At 41.6% G+C, this 19320-nt stretch carries 15 protein-coding genes; 1 reads left to right on the top strand and 14 read right to left on the bottom strand.

Features of this window, described 5'->3' with window-relative positions; genetic code table 11:
* A partial coding sequence (locus tag LC455_RS21585) for an IS3 family transposase (protein ID WP_223591631.1) occupies positions 1–96 on the top strand: 96 nt, incomplete at its 5' end.
* 82 nt (positions 97–178) lie between these two features.
* On the opposite strand, the gene LC455_RS21580 is transcribed toward LC455_RS21585, so the two are convergent.
* From LC455_RS21580 to LC455_RS21515, 14 genes are all read right to left on the bottom strand, one after another.
* Positions 179–1387: an acyl-CoA dehydrogenase family protein gene (locus LC455_RS21580; protein ID WP_223593846.1), complete on the bottom strand. Its 1209-nt coding sequence runs from the start codon at positions 1385–1387 to the stop codon at positions 179–181.
* Between the two features lie 29 nt (positions 1388–1416).
* A complete protein-coding gene (locus LC455_RS21575) occupies positions 1417–2604 on the bottom strand; it encodes a CaiB/BaiF CoA transferase family protein (protein ID WP_223593845.1) in 1188 nt (395 codons plus the stop codon).
* 240 nt (positions 2605–2844) lie between these two features.
* Entirely contained in the window at positions 2845–4590 is a 1746-nt protein-coding gene (locus LC455_RS21570; RefSeq protein ID WP_223593843.1) for a sigma-54 interaction domain-containing protein, read from the bottom strand.
* Between the two features lie 109 nt (positions 4591–4699).
* Complete coding sequence (locus LC455_RS21565; RefSeq protein ID WP_223593841.1) at positions 4700–6160, bottom strand: aldehyde dehydrogenase family protein; 1461 nt, start codon at positions 6158–6160, stop codon at positions 4700–4702.
* 56 nt (positions 6161–6216) lie between these two features.
* Entirely contained in the window at positions 6217–7644 is a 1428-nt protein-coding gene (locus LC455_RS21560; protein WP_223593840.1) for a purine-cytosine permease family protein, read from the bottom strand.
* Positions 7641–7850 (bottom strand): hypothetical protein, encoded by a 210-nt coding sequence (locus LC455_RS21555; protein WP_223593838.1) that lies wholly within the window; start codon positions 7848–7850, stop codon positions 7641–7643. The genes LC455_RS21560 and LC455_RS21555 overlap by 4 nt, the downstream gene beginning before the upstream one ends.
* Positions 7851–8071: 221 nt before the next feature.
* Entirely contained in the window at positions 8072–10060 is a 1989-nt protein-coding gene (locus LC455_RS31770) for an oxidoreductase (RefSeq protein ID WP_223593836.1), read from the bottom strand.
* 278 nt (positions 10061–10338) lie between these two features.
* Entirely contained in the window at positions 10339–11448 is a 1110-nt protein-coding gene (locus tag LC455_RS21545; RefSeq protein WP_223593835.1) for a cell division protein FtsZ, read from the bottom strand.
* Between the two features lie 189 nt (positions 11449–11637).
* Positions 11638–13623, bottom strand: coding sequence for a sigma-54-dependent Fis family transcriptional regulator (locus tag LC455_RS21540; RefSeq protein ID WP_223593833.1), 1986 nt, complete (start codon positions 13621–13623; stop codon positions 11638–11640).
* A gap of 375 nt (positions 13624–13998) precedes the next feature.
* Complete coding sequence (locus tag LC455_RS21535; protein WP_223593831.1) at positions 13999–15060, bottom strand: zinc-dependent alcohol dehydrogenase; 1062 nt, start codon at positions 15058–15060, stop codon at positions 13999–14001.
* 12 nt (positions 15061–15072) lie between these two features.
* Positions 15073–16050 (bottom strand): alpha-ketoacid dehydrogenase subunit beta, encoded by a 978-nt coding sequence (locus LC455_RS21530; RefSeq protein ID WP_223593829.1) that lies wholly within the window; start codon positions 16048–16050, stop codon positions 15073–15075.
* A 12-nt stretch (positions 16051–16062) separates the two neighbouring features.
* Positions 16063–17064, bottom strand: coding sequence for a thiamine pyrophosphate-dependent dehydrogenase E1 component subunit alpha (locus tag LC455_RS21525; protein WP_223593826.1), 1002 nt, complete (start codon positions 17062–17064; stop codon positions 16063–16065).
* 50 nt (positions 17065–17114) lie between these two features.
* The gene (locus tag LC455_RS21520; RefSeq protein ID WP_223593825.1) at positions 17115–17882 is read right to left on the bottom strand and encodes an SDR family NAD(P)-dependent oxidoreductase; all 768 of its coding nucleotides are present in this window, start codon (positions 17880–17882) and stop codon (positions 17115–17117) included.
* Between the two features lie 30 nt (positions 17883–17912).
* Positions 17913–19265 (bottom strand): MFS transporter, encoded by a 1353-nt coding sequence (locus LC455_RS21515; RefSeq protein ID WP_223593824.1) that lies wholly within the window; start codon positions 19263–19265, stop codon positions 17913–17915.
* Positions 19266–19320: the final 55 nt, after the last annotated feature.

Here is a 19320-nt window from a genome sequence, read left to right as displayed (position 1 = left end):
TATATCAATTACTATAATAACAAGCGTATAAAGCAAAAATTGGCAGGCATGAGTCCGGTTCAATACCGTACCCATACCAGCCAATTAGCTGCTTAATATAAAACTCTAACTTTTGGGGGTCACATCAGAAAGGAGCCCTTTTTCACTGAAATCGCCTAGGCAGATTCTTTTTTTCTTATCAGTTTTTAACCGTTTCTATTTCATATGGCCAGGCAGGCAGCGCATGGTTTAAAACTTTATCTTCACGGTAACCAAGAACATATTCTGCCTGCATAATTGTATGAATTTCCCTCGTTCCTTCATAAATAACAGGGGCTTTTGAGTTTCTAAGGAAACGTTCAACAGGATATTCACTTGAAAATCCGTATGCCCCATGAATTTGAACGGCATCGTCAGCCGCCTTATTCGCAAAATCACATGCCTGCCATTTTGCAAGGGAAGTTTCCCTGGTATTCCGCTTCCCTTTGTTTTTAAGCTCGCCCGCCCGGTAAACCAATAAACGGCTCATTTGAAATCCAGCCTCCATGTTGGCAATCATTTGCTGAACAAGCTGATGTTTTCCAATTTCTTTCCCGAAGGTTTTTCGTTCATGACAGTAGTTTACACTTTCCTCTATGCAAGCCATAATCTGGCCAACGGCTCCTGCGGCAACTGTGAAGCGGCCATTATCTAATGCAGCCATGGCAATTTTAAAGCCTTCCCCCTCCTGACCTAATAAATTTTCCTTAGGAACCCTTACCTGATCAAAGAACAATTCACCTGTATTGCCAGATCGAATTCCCAGCTTCCCTTTTATGGCTTTGGATGAAAAGCCTGCCATGGTCCGTTCCACGATAAAAGCGGAAATGCCATGATGTTTTTTCTCTTTATCCGTATAAGCAAATACAATAAAATGATCCGCAATGTCACATAAAGAGATCCATGTTTTGGACCCATTTAGAATGTATTCATTACCGTCTCTTATAGCCGTGGTCGCTAGGGATGCAACATCTGATCCAGCTCCCGGTTCGGTTAATCCAAAAGCCCCGATTTTTTCACCTCTGGCCTGCGGCACGAGATATTTCTGTTTTTGTTCCTCTGTTCCCCATTGCAATAGGGTCAAGCTATTTAAACCGATATGAACGGAAACTGCGGTGCGAAAAGCAGTGTCGCCTCTTTCAAGCTCTTCACAAACAATTGCAAGTGAATTATAATCCATACCACTGCCGCCATATTGTTCAGGGATACAAACCCCCATCAGGTCTAAATCTCTTAAACGTTTCCAGATGACAGGATCAAATTTCCCTTGTTCATCCCATTCCTTCATATTTGGGATAATTTCCTTATCTACAAAACTTCTTACCATTTTTCTTAACATCTCTTGTTCTTCTGTGAAATCAAAATTCATGACCTCATACCTCCTGGATTTTTATAGTTTTAAATGATTTTGTTCTCTTTTAATCGGGTTATTTCTTCTTCGGAAAAACCGGCTTGTTGAAGGATCTCATTGTTATGTTCCCCTGCAATAGGAGGGTGTCTTTCTATGTTCACCTTGGTCCTAGATAGTTTGATAGGTGATCCAACCAGGTTTACGGGCCCTGCTTCCGGGTGATCCACGCCAACGACCATTTCCCGGGCGAGTATCTGTGGGTGTTCGAACACTTGATCCATGGAATGAATAGGACCACATGGGATGTTCTTTTCCGAGAATAGCTCCAGCCATTCATTTACTGTTTTAGCGTGAAGCAGATTTTCTAATATTCTCGTAAGTTCAGCCCTATTTTTAACTCTGGCTTCATTGGTACTGAATTTTTCATCCTCAGCTAGCTCTTTATTTCCCACCACTTCACATAAGGTAGTAAACTGGCGGTTATTTCCGACTGCGATAATCATTTCACCATCTAATGCTTTAAATAAGGAATACGGGACGATATTCGGGTGGTCATTTCCCAATCTTTGCGGCACTTTTCCTGAAATCAGATAATTACTGGCGACATTCGCCAGCGAGCTGACCGCCGTATCCATGAGTGCCATGTCTATTTTTTGACCTTGACCGGACTTTTCCCTTTCAAATAGGGCCGCTTCAATAGAAATGGCAGAATATAAACCTGTCAAAATATCAACCATTGCGACGCCAATTTTTATAGGCCCACTCTCTTCACTACCGGTTATACTCATAAGTCCGCTCATTCCCTGGATGATATAGTCATATCCGGGTAAATGACGGAAAGGCCCTGTTTCCCCGAATCCAGTAATGGAACAATACACTAACCTTGGGTTCATTTTTTGCAACGTATCATAGTCTAGCAGCCATTTTTCCATAGAACCCGTTTTAAAATTGTGGATGAGAACATCAGCATCCTTTGCCAATGTCCGAATAATTTCTCTTCCCTCCTCCGTTTTTAGATTGACCGTGAGGCTTCGCTTATTTCGATTGGCACAGAGATAATAGGCACTTACACCATTTTGAAATGGAGGCCCCCAGCTCCGCGTTTCATCGCTGCCGGCCGGGCCTTCTACCTTGATCACATCTGCACCAAGGTCTGCCAAAATCATCGTACAATAAGGTCCAGCCAGTACTCTTGTTAAATCCAATACTTTAACCCCTTCCAATGCTCCTCCCAAAATGCCACCTCCTTGTTTTCTTTTAAAAAACATAAAAAAGCCAGCCCAAATACACATTAATTGTGGATTGGACTGGCTTTACGATCCATTGTAACCAACCTGCTACGGTTGGGAGTGGAACCTGATCAGTCAAATATTCAGATGTTTAAAAGGTTATACTTCACTGCCCTCAGCTGTTTTTGGCGGATAGGATGAAGCTTATTCTTATCTTACAGGAATATTCTGAATAGTTCAAGTTTTTTATTCTTCTAAATGAACATTCATATTATACTTTTTCAACTTCCTTATAATCGTCGTTTGATTGACCTCAAGAGCATGCGCGATTTTTCTTGAAGAATGGTACTTTTTTAAGGCATGTCTTAGTATTTGCCTTTCAACTTCTTCCACTGCCTGCTTAAGAGGAATAATTCCCTTTGCTGATACAGACTCTTCCTTCTTCTTAGGTTGTAAATAGGAAGGTAAATCATCTGCATGGATCAGTTGGTTTTGGGAGGTTACCACCAGCTGTTCGACTAAATTCTCTAATTCTCTTATATTCCCCGGCCAGTCATATTCCGTTAAAGCATCAATAACAGATTCGTCAAAAGAGATATCTAAATGATAATCTTTATTGTATTTAAAAAGAAAACGCTGCACCAAGAGTTCAATATCTTCTTTTCTTTCCCTTAAAGGAGGAATATTAACAGGAACAACATGTAAACGATAATATAAATCTTCACGGAATTTCCCCGACTTTACCATACTCTTTAAATGGCGGTTCGTAGCGGCAACGATTCGAATATCCACTCTTTTACTTATATTCCCGCCTAAGCGTTTAAAGACTTTATCTTGAACTAGATTCAGTAATTTTACCTGGACATCCAAAGGAAGCTCCCCAATTTCATCTAAAAATAAAGTCCCGCCGTCCGCTAACTCAACCAATCCTTTTTTGCCGCCTTTTTTTGCTCCGGTATATGCCCCTCCTTCATACCCAAACAATTCTGATTCAATTAAAGAAATGGGTATGGCACCACAATTGACTTGAACAAACTCTTTATTTTTTCTAGGGCTTAGATCATGAATAAATTTGGCGAGGACCCCTTTCCCGACTCCGGATTCTCCTTCTATTAAGATGGACGAATCAAGAGGTGCCACTCTCTCCATTAATTCAAGAATTTTGTTCAATTGCCTTGATCTTGTAATCAAATTCCCTTCTTTTGTAAAAGAAACATTCTTTTTTTTCATAATTGCATGCGCCACGTCGAGCTTATTTTGTAATTCGATTAATTCCGTAATATCCCGTGTATTGATCATCACCCGATGAAGCTTCCCATCTTGAGAAAAAATAGGCTTTCCAGTTACAATCACTTTCCTGCCATTTTCATACTCCTGCTCAACCGTTTCGGTCCTGTGAGATTTTAATACTTTCAAGGTCACAGAATTAGTTATAATCCCTTCTTCAACCAAATCAACCATATTTTTTCCTATAAAAATTTCAGGTGGATAACCGGTTACTTTTTTGCTGGCTTCACTCACGAATAAAACATCACCCTCGCCATTCGTGACGAAAATTTCGTCATAGGAAGCGTTTATGATTTGAAGAAAATCCTTATTTTCCTGTTTCGCCTCTTTAAGCATCTCTTCAGCCTTATCAAAAACCTTTTTTAATTCTTCATATCTATATTTTAGTAAAAATTCCTTTGAATATAGTTGAACCTGGTGATTCTCTTTTAAAATCGAATAGGTACACCACTGCCCATTTTCAGAAAGCATTTGGTTCCATGAATCATAAACGCGAAAATCAGGGTCGATATATTTGTCTACTTTTTCACCCCAGCCATGTAGAGCAGCCCCTCTCCAAAAATGCTCCTCCTTGACGATCCCCTGGATTTCGTGGTTATAATCAACAATTATTAAAGGAAATGATAAATGCTTAACTAAATCTTTCACTTCTCCTAATGTCGTCTGACTCAATATGGTGTTAGTCGTCTGATATTCAAGATTCATATCCCTGCCCCCCTCTGTTATTTTTTGAGATATGTAGTTTACATCCATAATCGAAAAAACCAGTTACCTCCACAAATAAAATGGAAGCAACTGGTATTTCTATATATTCTTACCTTTTCTTCGTTTTGGACGGGTCAAAGGTAATTTGTTTAATCTCAGTCAAGTGTTGGAAAACCCACTGACCCAAATTCCTTCCATTGCCACTATTTTTCATTCCGCCAAATGGAGCAAGGAAATCCCAGTAGTTGGTAGATTCATTGATATGAACCGTGCCATGCTCAAGATGATCGGCCATATACCAGGCATCTTCCAGGTTCGATGTAAAGACAGAAGAGGTTAAGCCATACTGAGTATCATTAGCAATCTCAACGGCTTCATCCCTGGTTCTGAATTTAATAATGGGAGCAATCGGGCCAAACGTTTCATCTTTTCCAAGAAGCATGGATTGATTGCAATTGATAAGAATGGTAGGTTTGTAGTAGAGACCGTCATGACCTCCCCCATAAACCACATGGGCTCCCTTGCTTACGGCATCTTCAATATGTTCATTCATCTTATTCACAATGTTTTGACTCGATAATGGCCCCATTTGCGTGTCATCTTCTAAGGGATTGCCCAATCGGATTTTTTTCGTTCTTTCGATTAATAACTGGACAAATTCATCATGGACACTTTCATGAACGAGAATACGTTCCGCTGCTGTACATACCTGGCCGGCATTATAAAAACAACCATTAACCGCAGCTTCTACCGCCTCTTCTAGATTTGCATCCTCCATGACAATTTGCGGACCGTTTCCGCCAAGCTCCAATAACGTTCTTCTTAACCCTGCCGCTTGGGCAATTTTTTCTCCAACCGCCGCACTTCCTGTGAAACAGACACCCCGGACATCTTGATGAGTGACCAATTTATTGCCGACATCCCCTTTCCCATGGACCAAGTTGATTACTCCCGGCGGAAAACCGGCTTCATCAAAAAGCCTCACAAACCATTCTCCACTAAATGGGGTCGTTTCAGATGGTTTGAAGACGATGGTATTGCCGACCGCCAAAGCATAAGGGATAATCTCAGCTGCCAGCGATATCGGAAAATTCCAAGGTGTAATGGCACTAATCACTCCGATTGGGGCATGGGTAACATAGATTCTCTTATTATTGGTTCTTTCAAATGTACTTGGCAAGGTCCATCCTCTAAAACGCTGGACTTCCCCAATCGTATGTTCAATATTGGATATCCCGAGTTCATACACTTCTTCCCGTGCCTCGGTAATCGTTTTCCCCATTTCCAATGTAATCGCTCGGGCCATTTCTTCCCCGTATTTCATTCCAATTTCATGGGCTTTTTGCAGTAAATCCAATTTATCCAATAATGGAACCTCTGCCCACTTTTTTTGGGCTTCTTTTGCACTCTTAATCGCTAACTCTACTTGTTCCAATGAACTATTTTGGTAGGAACCAAGAACATTTCCATCAACGGGACTCGTAAGGGTGACGAGATCCCCTTCACCATCAATCCATTTTCCATTAATAAACGTCTTGGCGTATAACGTTTTTGAAGCGGTTTGTTTCATATAATTTCCCTCCTAATCTTTTTTTAGACAGAATTTTCAATAAATTGACTGCAATTCTATTCCCTCTTGACATATCCACCCTTCTTCATCGGAATCACAATGATTTTGGTAAGAAGGTAATAACAAATTCCCGATAAGATCGTGGCAGGAATCGAAGCGCTAATATATTTAAAGATCGATGCCGATTCATAGCTGATAGGATCCAGTAAATAAATATAGGCAAAAAATCCAACAATGCAGGAAATAAACGCAACCACATTTACGCCGCCCCAGAAATGGTAGTCGGATTTCTTATCATGCTTATAAAGCTGATCAAGAGAAATTCTTTGCTTTCTTAGAAGGAAATAGTCGGTAATTTGAACACCTATGACAGGCGCAAAGGCAACACCAAGAAAGGCAAGAAAGGATGGAATTGAATTTAAAAATTGATCAGGAATAAAGGCGCTAATGAGTGCAACCGGCAGCAGGACAATCAGAGTGGTTTGATTCCAGGTTGTTTTCCTTTCAATCCATTTAATTTGCCTTAGACCAATTCCAGTCGTATAGGCTCCAACAATGGCCGTGCCAATATTGGCCAAAGCTAAAAACAAGAGGGCGATGATTCCAAAGCCGATGCCGCCTACCTCTACGAACCATTTAGTAGGATCATAGTTTCCAGTTGCAAGCGCGGAAAAGAGCCCAATTAAACTAATGACTCCAGTGGGTAACCCCATTCCAAGCATCGTCGGCCATAAAGCTTTTCCAGAACTAGGAACCATACGGACAATTCCGCCCATATACGGCCACCATGAAAGGACACTTGCTACTAATATTTCAAATCCAGTTGTGTAATCCAAAAGGCGGTCCCCTGAGGATGCCTGCGGTTTTGCAGTGAAAATCTTGCTAATGCCAACAGTACTGACTAATTTATACATAATTAAAATGCCTGTTAAAGCAACTAGGATGCTAATAATAAGAGAAGAATTTTTTACAGAAGCTGAACCGCCTCGTAACGAGATCCAGCTGATGGCTAATGCAACAAGAGAACTAACCGCTGTTACAAGTTGCTGTGAGGATGATTGGAGTATACCGGTAGCAATTAATACTTCACTTACGGCTTTCCCAAATAATATAATTAACAAACAATTCCAACCGACAATCGAGGCATATTGAAGTAAAATGGCAAAGATCGAACCCTTTTCACCAAAAATAGGTTTGCTGGAAGCGATGTTTTCTATACCATATTTTATACTAACCGGAACAGTAGCAAGTGCGACAAAAAACATTCCAACTAAACATCCTGCAATCATGGCGATCGTACCCATGGTTGCATTTAAATAGTAGGCTACATAACCGCCGATTGAATAACTCCACGCTGCAACCCCTGCACTAAGGGCAACTCCCATGAGTCCCCATGAAGACCATGTTCGTTGATTTTTTGGTAAGGGCCAGCTGCTTTGGGCAACTTCTTGTGAAATGGATAGCTCAACATTTTTTATTTTCATAAGAACCACCCCCAAATCATTAGGATGAAAGGAATAACGAGTCCAACAAGGACAAGGTAAAAGTAATCCCTTTTGCTGAAATCTTCGCCAAGGTTCTTTTCATCAGACATTTCTGCTAAAATATCTTCCAATCTCTGTGATCCTTCTGGGTTAATAGGTAAATGCACGGCAGCAGAAGGAATTTCAACATTTGTGTGATCCGTCATATTCTTTCCCCCTTCAAACATAATCAAATCCTGCTAGATCCCATCCATCCATTTTAAGTGCTAGATTTCAAGTTCACCTCCCTTAAATTTGATAAAGAATATAAGAGGTAACGGTTTAGCATGTAGACCATTAGTTTTGTAAGGGCTTTCATCATTAGTAATAATACATTGAATTTTCAAAAAAATCACTATATTTTTCAGGTAAATATTGAGAATTCACTCTATCCTGATATTTCTACTTCTATAGATCCTAGATTTAGAATAGTCGTTAAACCTTCATAGGTAGCTTCTTCCAGGGTGCGTGGTGCAAGACCATCACCAATTTGCTGAACAACAGGAGCTAAACCTTTTACTTCCTCATACAATTCAGAATTAGGAATTCGTCCATAAGCTAAAACAATAGTATCCCAGTCACCCACTGCTTCCCTTTCATGGGTAAATAGATTTCGAATGTTCACTTGGTCCTGTTCTATCCCTCCGAAATCAAAATGGGGACGCATCTTAACTTTTAACTGGTAAAGCTTTTTTAAATATTCGTTTCTTAAGTATTGATGGACCTCCTGACCGATATGGAGTTTCGTAGAATACAGGGTTACCTCATGGCCTTTTTCCTGTAAAAAAATAGCCGCTTCCATTCCCGGCCAGTCCCCGGAAAAATCAAACACGAGTACCCGTTTTCCTATTTGTGTCGGATTGCTGTGAAATAGCTCATCTACTGTTTTTATACGATTATCATCCATTCCCTGGACATGTGGAAGGTATGGCCTGGACCCTGTTGCACAAATGATGACATCAGGCTTCCATTCTACTAAATCCGCCCTGGAGATTCTTTTTCCTAATTGAACGTTTACATTACTTTTTTCTAGCTTCCTAGAATAGTTATCTAGCATCGTTTCGGCCAGTTCCTGCCGCATGGGAGCCTTTTTCATGGTTTGCAGGAGACCGCCAATCACCTGTTTCTGCTCCACGAGTGTGACTTGATGCCCTTGTAGGTCCGCTGTTATGGCTGCTTGCAGACCAGCAGGGCCCGCACCTATGACGACGACATGTTGTTTGGATTTTACCTTATGGAGCTTGGGGTTCAACTGTCTCTCCTTACCTGCAATTGGATTTTGGACACAGCCAATGGCAAGGCCTTTATGATAGTGTCCTATACAAGCCTGGAGGCAGCCAATGCAGGCATCGATGGCATTAAGTTCGCCACTCAACGCTTTATTTGGCATTTGGGGATCCACGATTAAGGCACGGGTCATTCCCACCATGTCCGCTTTCCCGGTTTTGATAATCTGTTCAGCCTCTACAGGATCGACGATTCGCGTTCCTACAAATACAGGGACTGCACCCGCCATCCGAATCTTAAAGGCATGGGGTGCATTATATCCATGTTTCATGGGAGATCCTGGTGCTATATGGGTAGAACCTGAATAGGTACTTGAATCTCCTGCCGTAACATTAATAAAGTCAATTCGGACTCGTTCGACTAAATATTCAACGATGTTAATAGCATCTGCTACGCTGGTGCCATCCATCGTCATTTCATCCGCACTGATCCTGATTCCAACAGTAAAGTCTTCCCCTGTCGTCTTCCAAATCCGCTGCATAATTTCAAGGATAAAACGCATTCGATTCTCAAACGTTCCGCCGTATTGGTCAGTTCGATGATTAGTGTGATTCGACCAAAATTGAGCGGGTAAATATCCATGGGAACAAGCAATTTCAACTCCATCCAATCCTGCTTCTTTAGCCAGCTTAGCAGATAAGGCAAACCCATTGATAACCTCTTCAATATCATCCAAACTCATGGGCCTTGGCATCGTTCCAAACCGTAAACTTGGTTCTGCAGATGGTGCCCATGCTGCATGACGATAGTCGCTTGCGATAAACTCCCTTCCGCCGTGAAAAAGCTGGGCAAATACCTTTGTGCCATACTGATGCAATTGTGCAGCCATTTCTGCATAAGCGGGTATTACTTCCTTATCATACCCAGCAATGGTATGACCTGTCAGCATCCCGGATGGATGGACAGCAGCAGCTTCAAGAATGATAAGACCCGCTCCGCCTTTCGCCCGTTCTACATGATAGGCTGTCATATCTAGAGTTGGAATACCGTCAACCACATGGTTGGTTTGGTGGGCAGTGCTAAGGATTCGATTTTTTAAAAGGGTTTTCCCAATTTGAATTTCAGAAAATAAATTTTTAAATTGGGCCACTTGGATCACTCCTTTCTTTGGGCATTTTTGATCCGTCACTATTAATAATGCAATTACTGTGCCAAGAAAAAATTTTTTTCGAAAATTTTAACATACAGCCTATAAAATCACATGTATTTTGATTTGTTAGTTGCCTAAAATAAAGGTTTACAAAGTATAGAAGAAATAAAAATGAACCTTTTTTGCATCACTACGATGCAAAAAAGGTTCATATTTACTGAAAAAAATAAAAAAACACATCGGATTGTATCGTTCCGATGTGTTTCTTTGAGTCCGTATTATTTCTTATACTTCGTTAACTTGGATGTTATGGATACAGTCTGTTTTTCTGTTTTTTTAACTTTTAAGTTGGAAGCCCAGTTTACGGAGGATTCGTATTTTTGGGTATGTTCCTTTTTAACAAGGTTCTGTAATCGTTCTTTATTCTTTTCTAGAGATTCTTCTAGGGAAAGCAGCCGACGGGTTGGGAAGTAGAGCCCAGCAAGAATCGTTGTAACGGTAGGGTCCGTTTCTGAGAGATAGGTCCCTTCAAATAATTGTACTGGCTCCCCTATCCTTTCAAAGATGGAAGGAACATTAATGAGCTTTGACATATTCTCTGGTCCTTCATATATCAGTCCTGCACGAATGACACCCTGCGATTCAACAGGACAGAATATCGAATTTTCCCATGAGGATTGTACTTTCGTTGAGACATCCGAACTGGTTTTCGCGTCAGTAATAGCTGCGGAAGAGATGATGGTAACTCCTCTTGTTTCAAGTATATTCATCAGATCAGTTTCGTCGAAGTTCCCGTAAAACGAACTTTTATTTGTTATTTTTAGGATATGGCTAATGGCCTCAACCGTTTGACGATTAGCAGAGAGGTAAATCTCATGTTTGCTGGATTGCGGCTTCTGCTTGCGCATCTGATCATTATCTACCAAGAAAACGGAAGAAATGCCTTCTATTTGGGAAAGCTCTTGGATACACTCTGCTGTATTGATCCGATTCCCCGCTAATACGTTTCGTTCAGGTAAGATGGCAATTGCACCAATTTTAATACCAGGCAATTGGTCGATTAACAGATCAATCAATAGCGGGCTCATTCCAGATCCAGTACCACCGTCCGTTGAAAAAGCAACCAAAAGCAGCTTTATGTTCTTGAAGGAGCTGGTTACAAAATCAATCAGTTCTCGATATTTTTCCTGAACGGCACGATTTCCTAAAGCTCGATCTTGGCCTGCACCATTATAACCCGGAACAAAATACTTCTTTTCGACTCTGGTATTTACGGCACCATCACGTTGATTTGTATTAATCAGCGCTGTTTGAAAACCCAAGACGGATGCAATTTCCGCCATATTTCCACCTGCTTGACCTACGCCTAAGATTCCAACCGATTTCATATGAAACTCCTCCTTATCAAGGCTGAAATAATTCCATAAATTTAGTTAGAAGAATTTTTAATAAAATGAATGGTTTGGATGAAAGTAAACCTTATAACATGTTTACTTTTTAGACGGGCAGATTATGACTAAAAACGTTTTTTCATCTCAGTTTTAATGAGAAAGCACGCATAAGTGTAAACTATATCTTTATTGTCTTTTTATGTAATCTTTTATATTAATTTGATATTCGCCTACCCATCGATATAGTGTGCTTAAAGATATGCCCAGTTTATTTGCGGCTTCCGTCACATTTTTGCTGTTTTTCAGCGTTGAGATCATGGTTCCTTTTTTGGCATCATTTGTCACAGACTGATAGAGGCTCTCTCCCAAATTCTTATCTTCAAACTGCCATTTTATATAATCAGGTAAATAATCTTCGGTAACGATCGGATTGTCACAAAAGATTTCGATTTGTTCCATTATATTTTTCATTTCCCTTAGATTGCCCGGCCAATCATACTTATAAAAATACTTTAAAATTCCGGCACTTAATGTTTTGCCAGGTAAAAAGTGTTTAGCCAATAAATCAATATCCCGTTTACGCTTATTCAATGAAGGGATATTGATGGAAATAACGTTTAAACGATAATACAAATCCAAACGAAACGTATTCTCCTCTACCAGCTTAAATAAATCCTTATTCGTTGCTGCAATAATGCGAATGTCGATAGGTTTTGAAAAACTGGAACCGACCGGTGTTACTTCTTTTTCCTCTAAGACCCGCAATAAATGGGCCTGTACTTCCAAAGGCATATCACCGATTTCATCAAGAAAGATAGTACCGCCACTGGCTTCTTCAAATTTTCCTTTTTTTCCGCCCTTTACGGCATTTGTAAATGCACCGTCTACATATCCGAACAGTTCACTGGCAATTAAATCCTTTGGGATGGCCGCACTATTAATCGCAATAAATGGGCCGGAATGTCTGGTACTTTCATTATGAATCGATTGGGCAAAAAGTTCTTTTCCCGTTCCGCTTTCACCAATGATTAAGATGCTTTTATCCGTTCTAGCTGCTTTCTCCGCCAGTTTTATCGCCTGTTTAAAGACAGGGTCTTCGCCTATTAATGAAGAAAAGGTATATTTTGCCCTTAACTTTGTGATTTCCTTGTTTTGTTTCTTTCTTTTTAAAATAAGAATATTGCCTAAATGTTCACCTTCGACTATAATTCTTCGAGAAGTAAATGATAGATTATACTTTTCATCGTGAAGCAGATTAATTTCATCCTGTAAGATCACATCTTTCCCATTCACTGCTTCTTCAAAATAACGAGAAAGCGGCCTTAAATGCTCGATATCACTGAACTTCCATTTAATATTCTCCATGACTGGCAGTTTTAACAAGTGAGAGGCCATTTTATTTAAACTGATAATTTCATCAAATCTATTAATAATAAGAATTCCATCGGAAATAGAATCAATTACTGCACTAAAAAAGTTTTTGAGTACATCGGTTTCTTTTATTATTCCTTTTCGCTCAATTAACTTTACAATGGTATCAGCTGCTGTTTTTACAAGTCCAAGTGAATGGGGATGGGCAGAACGAACATATCCAATTAAAGTAATGACACCGATCATTTCATTCGTATACGGATCCATTATCGGGGCACTTGAGCAATGTGAAGTATGCCATATCGTACTATAATGTTCCGCACCGACTACTTGAACCGCTTTTCCATGCTTCATGGCCAACCCGATTGAATTCGTTCCCGCCCATTTTTCACTCATATTGGCTCCGATTGTAAAGTTCACAGATGCCGCATTTATGGCAATTTCGCTGTCAGCCAAAATATCCAAGACAACCCCGTCTTTATCTGAAAAGGCAATGAGACTGTCCGTCCCGGTGACAATATTAAACAAATCATCCATAAATGGACGAATTAAGGATAAAATCTCTTTGTTTTCATCTTGTTTTTTAATCAGAACCTTTGGAGAACAAATCGGAGCTTGAATCACACTGGGATTCAAGTCATACTGTTGCGAACGCCGCCAGGAAGCCAAAATAAAAGGACGGATCCCGTCAAGAACCATTCCCTTCTTAAAGTAAACATCCCAGGCCTTTTTTAATACTCTTTCTCTATCAGATATTTCCGTCGATCGATAGTAGGTTGTAAAACCATATTTTTTTACCATTTCAACCACTCTCCAAACAGTAGGTTCTAAATACTGTAGAAAAACAAAACCTTTTTACATCAAGTCTTCCACAATAGATCCCTTGTCTTGGCAATATAGACTTTTAATACAATGGAATTAATGTTAAATTCTATTATCACTTATACAGAATGGTGAGCTGTTTTCGCTTTATTTCTTTTTAACAATTCGATAGATTTAGTAAAATTTCCTCCCATTCATTTTTATTATTAATGAGAATAGTATACGATTTTTATTATATTTAATAATTGATACAAATGATAAGACACAAGCAAAAATTCTAGTTAAAATTCAAGATTAGTTTTAAAAAATGGAAATGCCACTGGAACGATCCAGTGGCATTTCATAAATGAACGATTATTCAGGAGTAACTAAGACCTTGATGGCATCCCGGGCATTCATTTGCATTTCAAATGCTTCTCTTGCCCTGCTTAAAGGGTACACATGGGTAATCAACGGTCTTGTTTTAACTTTCTCGGCTTTCAACAACTCAATGGCCTTTCCCATATCCCCGCCAAGACAACCGACAATTCGGGGGGCTTTGTGAACAATTTTGGTTACATCGATCGAGGCCCTTTTTTCAGGCAAGCCAACAAAAGCGATAACTCCGCCGCTGCGGACGATTTCAAAAGATTGCTCCACCGCAGATGGTGCACCCGCCGCATCCACAACGATATCGGCCATTGCCCCTTCAGCAAAATGATAAGGACCGACGCCAATTAACTCCTTGGCCCTTTGAAGCACATCCTCTGCAGTTGCATCGATGACTGCATCCGCTCCCATTTCTTTTGCGGCCTGCAATCTTTTCAGCGAAACCTCAGATACAACGACCTTAGATACTGGAGACGCTTTCATTACCTGGAGGACAGCATTGCCTATCAACCCAGCTCCCATCACAAGTACTTGATCGTTTGCCTGCGGCTGGCATTGATCTACAGTGTGCACGGCAACCGAGACCGGCTCGATTGTCGCTGCCGTATAGTCATCAATTTGATCCGGAACCCTGTGGTATGTAGCTCCGGGGACAGCATTGGAGATCTTCACATACTCCGCAAAGGCCCCATGCAGTCCATAACCTGTTGATGCTTTAAACAGGTTGGGGCAAAGGAAATATTGCTCGGTTTTACACCAGAAGCATTCTCCGCACATTCCGGCAGAAAATCCGGTACCTCTTTCCCCCACTTCAATGCCTTGCACCTGTTCTCCAACCTTTACGACTTCCCCTACGAATTCATGCCCCATGATTTGCCCTTTGTCGATGTAAAAGCCTGAACCATAGCTGTGAACATCTGAGCCGCAAATCCCGCAGGCGATGACCTTCATTAAAATATCGTTAGGGCCAATTTCTGGGATATCTACTGTTTCTACTTGTAGTTCCCGTGGACTGTAGTAGACCGCGGCCTTCATTCTCCCACTCATAGTATCTCCTCCTTAGTATTCCAATAACTCATGAACCGCTTCTATGATTTGCTGTTCAGTAGGTCTGTAGAACTGTTCCAAGTGCATGCTCTGAGCAATCGGAACATCCGGACTTCCAAGTCTTCGGATTGGCGCATGAAGATCAAACAAGGCCTCCTCAGAAATGATGGCTGCCAATTCAGCACCTGTGCCTCCTGTTTTCGGTTCTTCATGGACAATGATGACACGGCCTGTTTTACGGACAGATCCCAAAAAAGTATCTTTATCTAAAGGAGCCAGCGTCCTCGGGTCTATCACTTCCACGCTAATTCCCTCTTTGGTAAGAGTTCGAGCAGCATTCAAAGCCGTATGAACTTGTAATGCCGTTGCGATAACCGTAACATCGGAACCTTCCTGCTTAATGTCGGCCTTTCCAAATGGAATTGTATAGTCTCCTTCAGGCACTTCGCCCTTCATATCGTATAGCACTTTATGTTCAAAGAATAAGACCGGATTGTCATTCCGAATGGCTTCTTTCAGCATTCCTTTGGCATCATAAGGTGTCGAAGGGATCGCAATATACAGACCCGGTGCGTGTATAAACATTGCCTGTGGACTCTGAGAGTGCTCAGGACCCGCCCCTCCTGCTATTCCCGATGGCATTCTCAACGTAACTGGCACTTTCATGTCTCCGCCGTGCATCCACTTCCATTTGCCTAGCTTATTAAATATTTCGTCAAAGGCAACGCCGACAAAATCGGCAAATTGTAGCTCTGGAATCGGGCGCAGGCCTGTAATGGCCATGCCGAGTGCTGACCCTACGATGGTCGATTCCGTAATCGGGGTATCGAACACTCGAAGGGGACCAAATTTTTCATATAATCCCTTCGTTCCTCCTAATGCACCACCGAACTTCCCAACATCCTCACCAAACACCACTGTGCTTGGGTCCTTTTCCATTTCTTCTGTTAATGCCTCATTGATAGCCTGGCGAAAGGTAATCTTTCTCATTGCAACACCCCCCTATGAAAATAATCCTTCAAAAATTCTTTCCCGTCCTGGCAGTGGTGAATCTTCGGCGATCTGAATGGCTTTTGAAATTTCTGCTTGAATTTCTTCATCAATCAGCGTCAAATCGCTTTCCTTATAAAGACCTGATTCAATTAATCGGGTTTTAAAATTTTTGATTGGATCCCGATGTTCTTTCCAATATTTCAGGACATTTGGATCAACATAATCATACGGATCCCCCTCATAATGCCCGCGATGACGGAATGTTTGCGCCTCGATGAAAGTCGGTCCTTCTCCCCGTTTGGCCCGCTCTACCGCTTCTTGGACAATTTCATACATCAACAACGGATCATTTCCATCGACGACATAGTTCGGTATTCCATATCCATAGGCCCAGTCCGCGATATGTTCCCTGACGGCATGGGTTTCCTTATAATGGCTGGAGATCGCATACTCGTTATTTTCACAAATGTAGATGATTGGCAGCTTATACACTCCGGCCCAGTTTAACGATCCATGCAGCGGCTCCCGTGATGCCGCCCCATCCCCGAAGAAAACCATCGTGACTTGATCAGTCCCTCTCATTTTGGCTGAGTAGCCTGATCCTACGCAAATATTAAACTGCGAACCGATTGTTCCGGCTTGCCCTAACACGCCTCTTGACAGATCCGCACTGTGGACAATCCCAGCACCCAGTCCCCGGGTGGTACCTTCGAGCGTGCCTAGGAAATCCCCATAGAGTTTCGATAGGGGGACGCCTTTGGCAATCTTTTGATTACAGCCCCGATGATTGTAAAAAAGATAGTCTTCATCTCTTAGTGTTACGATAGATCCTGCAGAAAGGGCTTCGGAACCAATTCCGGAATGATAAAAGCCGGACACTTTTCCTTCCTGCATGAGACCAATCAAATTCTCGTCAAATTTTCTGATTTTCACCATCGTGTGATAAAGGCCAATCAAAAAACCCTTTTCATAGTTTTGGAGATTTAGCTCTTTTTGAAAGATTTCAGCCATAATTGCCTCCTATAATTAAAATTTTTTCAGCCTGTCTTCTATGGAATGGATTAGGTTGCACTCCATCCTCCATCCACCGGCAAAATCACTCCCGTAATATAGCTGGCTTCATCTGTAGCAAGGAACAAGGCAGCATTACCGATATCCTCCGGCTGGCCAATCCGCCCAATCGGGCATGCAGCAGATGCTTCCCTAAATCCGGGAATTTCCAGAGCATTGGCAATCATCGGTGTATCGATGGCCCCCGGGCAAATGCAGTTGACACGGATACCATGCTTACCGTAGTCGACTGCCATGACTCTCGTAAGCGAGACAATGCCACCTTTTGCCGCTGTGTAAGCATCTGCCCCTGACACGCCAATCATTCCATTCATGGAGGAATTATTGATGATGCTGCCTCTGTTCTGTTTAATCATGATAGGCAAGACATATTTTGAAACCAGATAGGCGCCATTGAGATTGATCCCTAGGATGGCATTCCAATCCTTCAGAGGAGTTTCAAGCAAGGAATCCATCTTGTACCTCGAAGTTGCTGAATACCCAATAGCGGCATTGTTAAAAAGGACATCGATTTGGCCATAATGTCTGACCGTTTCCTCGACCATCGCTCGAACCTCATCTTCATTGGAGACATCGACTTTGATAAATAGCGCGTCTCCTCCTTCTTTTACAATCTTTTGGGCCACCCGGGAACCAGCCTCTTCATTCCACTCGGCCACAACGACCTTGGCTCCTTCTTTGGCGAAGAGATAGGCGGAAGCCTCCCCTTGGCCGCTACCCGCCCCTGTAATGATGGCTACTTTATCTTGAAGTCTCATAAACTACCTCCTTTTTACTCATCCTAATTTTTAGTAAATGGTTGGTGCGGATTCAGCCTCCTGCACGGATTTACTAGTTGTTGAGTCTGTATTTGTTGTACCATTGACCCTGATTTCCTTAGAAAGATAAACTAATACAATTGTCGCTAAAAATACGCATCCGCCAACCAACCAGATCTTATTCATAGCTGCAGGACCCTGAACCGAAGGATCAATCCATTTACCACTCATATTCACAAGGATATAGCCGACTGCTACCTGTAAAGCCGCTGATAAACCATTCAGAGTACCTGAATATTCCGGTTTTGCGATCCCCGCCCAATAGGCATTAACAGTCCCCCAAAAGAACGGATTACAAAAATACCCAAAACCGCAAACGAGGATTGCCCACACGATATAATTCGGACTGAACATCGCAGCTGCAATATAGGCCAATCCACTTACCAATGGGCCAAAGGCCAAAGCCGGACGGCATTTTCCACCAAAGAATTTATTGATAATCGATCCGTTGACAAAGCCCAATGTAATGGGAATGAAGCTAACCAAAAAAATCATCATCGATGTGGTCGCTGGCGTAATTTTAAACTCATTTAATAACGTATACGAACCCCAAGTGCCAATCAGCCAAGTCGGCGTTGTTCCTAAACCGGTTGCAAGAGCCATCGTCCAAACACTGCGCTGTTTAAACAGATCCCTTAAATGAGACCATTTAAATTTTTCGGCATTTTGTTCTTCAACGGAAGGCTGATCTGAATAAATGTAAGCTACCTCTTGTTTTGAGATGCCTTTAAAATCTTCGGGACGATCAGTTGTTTTATAAATAAGGAAGAAAATCAAAGGAATAGCTAATAAAGAAACAAGAAGGAATACCTTTTCCCAGCCAATAGCATCGGCAAGAGGCAGTCCGATAATAGCTCCAATCGCCCCGGATGCCATCGTAAAGCTCATCCAAATGGCAGCGTACCGCGCTCTTTCCCTGCCAGGCAGCCACATGGCCATCATTTTATTGCATGGCGCCCATAAAAAGCCGAAGAATATCCCAAAAACAAGGTTCCGAATGTAAAGTGTTGTATAGGAGTCTACAAACGCCATCGATGCACTCAACACCGTTACACCGACTAAACAGAGGACCAGCATCTTTTTAGCTCCGATGCGGTCTGACAAAATACCGGCAATAAATAATACAGGGAAATAGCCTAATAGGTAGGCTGCAGATGCCGATCCGATTTGTTCCGGAGTCAGTTTAAGCGATCCGCTCCAAAGGGGAGTCAAGATGGCGAATACGCTTTCATCCATCCATACTACAAAGTTAATCGCAAACACAATGGCTAAAACAATAAACCTTTTTTTCGTCATTTCTAGCTGTGCTGCAGCATTATTCATACACTAGCACCTCCATTAAATTTGGGTGAATATATAAAAGTTTTAACTTAGCGGA

The sequence above is a fragment of the Neobacillus bataviensis genome (assembly GCF_019969725.1).
Note: the sequence above shows the minus strand (reverse complement) of the source record. Positions and strands in the feature narration are given on the sequence as shown.